Source organism: Murinocardiopsis flavida (assembly GCF_003014485.1).
Classification (GTDB): Bacteria; Actinomycetota; Actinomycetes; order Streptosporangiales; family Streptosporangiaceae; genus Murinocardiopsis; species Murinocardiopsis flavida.
The window spans coordinates 1-2452 of record NZ_PYGA01000063.1 but is presented as its reverse complement, the minus strand read 5'-3'; the positions used below and the strand labels follow the sequence as shown (position 1 = coordinate 2452).

The 2452-nt window shown below is 69.5% G+C and carries 1 protein-coding gene and 1 pseudogene; both read right to left on the bottom strand.

Annotation, left to right across the window (positions count from 1 at the left end; genetic code table 11):
- Positions 1-719 (bottom strand): annotated as a pseudogene (locus CLV63_RS33020) (hypothetical protein); the annotation flags it as partial.
- 34 nt (positions 720-753) lie between these two features.
- Positions 754-2295 (bottom strand): replication initiator, encoded by a 1542-nt coding sequence (locus CLV63_RS33015; RefSeq protein ID WP_245929326.1) that lies wholly within the window; start codon positions 2293-2295, stop codon positions 754-756.
- Between the last annotated feature and the right edge of the window lie 157 nt (positions 2296-2452).

The window sequence follows — 2452 nt, the reverse complement described above, 5'->3', positions numbered from 1 at the left end:
CCTGTCGGCACCGGGTACACAATCCAGGTCGCCGCATCGGAGCCGATCAGCGTCACCCGCCCCGCCGCCTGCATGACATCGCCGGGCGCCCCCAGGACCACCACCGCGCCGACCACGGCCCCGACCATCCACCCCGCCCCCTGGGCGGTCAGCACCGCCTTGCGCTGAACCAGGCCCGTCCACATCATCCAGACCGCGCCCAGGATCACCACAATGGGCAGCAGCGGCCAGTAGAACGAACCGGCCATTGCCAGTACCGCATCCTGGACGAACATTCCCATGGTCGCCGAGACCGCGCCGTCATGCGCCAGCTCATACACGCGGATCGTGGTCAGATTAATGGTGACCGCGATTGACCAGATGAAATCCGCCATCGCCGCCACCGGCGCCGATGACATTTTGTCCACACACGATTCCGTGACCGTGTGCCAGGTCAGCCCCGAGCCCCCGTACTCCCGATACAGATCCTCCGACAGGTAAGGGGCCGAGCCGTCCGCCCGTTTCCCCGCATCCACCTCAGAGAGCGGGATGAGCGGTTTTGCATCGTCTTTCCCAACCGGTTTGCTCAGCATCCCGGACACCCCGTCGGTTGCCGCTTCCGGCACCGGATACGGCTCACCCTCACACCCCGGCAAAGCCACAGCGACCGCCGACGGGGAAGAGAGGACCGGAAGAACGACAAGAATGGTGACGAGCAGGACGCGGCGAAGTGCACGCACGATAAACCACCGTCCGAAGATTGGGGGATTCGGGCTAGAGGTCGCCCGGATAATGGGACAGCGTGGACCAGTAATCCACGTCAGATTCACGCCGTTTCAAATCGCGGTATTCCTCCACTGCGATTGCATGGTCACGCGCCATCGCCGCCGCCAGATCGGCATCGGACGAGGTGCGGTACCCGCGCCCCACATAGGCCCAGTCACCCACCACCGCCGCACCCGAGCCCCGCGCCGAAGCCCAGACGTCCGCCCGCCCCGCCCGCACCGACTCACCCGCGCGCCACACCCGCCGCGCCGCCCGCAGCGCCCCCAAGGTCACCGAGTACCGGCGCGATTTGGTCGCGAAGTGGCCCCGGTACCCCAAGGAATGCGCCCACTGCCGCAACCGCAGGTGCGCGAGATCGGGGCGCCCGCCCAGGTCCCAGGCCGTTTCGACCATCCGGGCGAGGTGGCGACCGATTCTGCGGCGCAACCAAGTGCGATGCAACCGCCGGAACCGGCTTGCGAGGACTCCCGAGGCCCCGATGGCGTCGCCCGCTGTCTTTGTCGCGTACTTGGCGACATACGCGGCCAGCCGCCGACCATCGCCGACCGGTCCGCCCGCCGAGATGTCGGAGACGTCGAACTGTGAACCCCATTGGGCCACCCGGAGCGTGCCGTCCGGAGACGGCAGCGGTACCGCCGCCGCACCCACTGCGCGCCGCACCGCCGAGGCCAGCAGATCGGCCGTCGCCCAGACCGGTGGAGCCACAATCTCACCGCCGCCGGTCGGGTCCACCCCATCCAGGCGCACCACGAGATGCAGATGGACCAGGCCCCGCCGCTGGAACTCAGCGACCTTTACATACGACACCCGGAGCAGGGCACGGACCCCGGCCACCGTCACCCGGTTCCCGGTCACCTCCGAGGCCACCGGCGCCAGAGCGCGGTCAATCCCGATCCGCGTGCGCCGCCACAACTCGGAGCACGCCGAGTTCCACAACACGGCCCCGATGTAGTCGTAGCACTCCGGGCACAGCGGAGCCCCGATGACCTGGTGTCCCGCCTCATGCACGAGCCCGCAGCCTGCCGGCCGCCCGTGGGCGCAGGTCCGCCCTCTCCCGGAGCGCGGACGGCAGGCCGCTCCGCCCGCATCGCGATGCACCGGCCCGAACGACGGCGCCGTCAACGTCACGAACAGCCGGGGATGCGACGCGACCGAGGAGGGCACCGCGGTTTCCACCGCCGCCCCCCGCACCCCCGCATGCGCACCCGAGGAGGTAGCCGAGGTCCGGCCCTGAAGGCCACTCACGACGACGTGCCACATGTCGCGGCGATACGTCTCCGCGCACGACGGGCACACCGAGGCCCGCCGGTCCCCGCACGCGATCAGCAGCGTTCCGTCCGGCTGGTCCGCCGAGGAGAACGACGCCTGAACCTCTCCCGACGCAGGGTCGACCGCCGAGGCGCGGCCCGCCACCCGCACCGGCCGGGAACAGAACTTCACCCGTTCCACCTGGCGCCGCCAGGCCGCATAGTCGTCCCCCGACACCCGCGCGGCCATCGCGCGCATGCCGGGGGACAGGTCGCTACTCATGCGGCCACACCGAATCCACCGTGGGCCATTCGGGGGAGTAGAGGAAGCGCCACAGGAACACCCGCAACCGGATCGCATCGATCGGGGTTCGCACCGGAGGGAGCTTGCGCCGGGCGATCGCCCGCTTGACTTCCTCAGTCAGGGAGTCCAGTTCCCG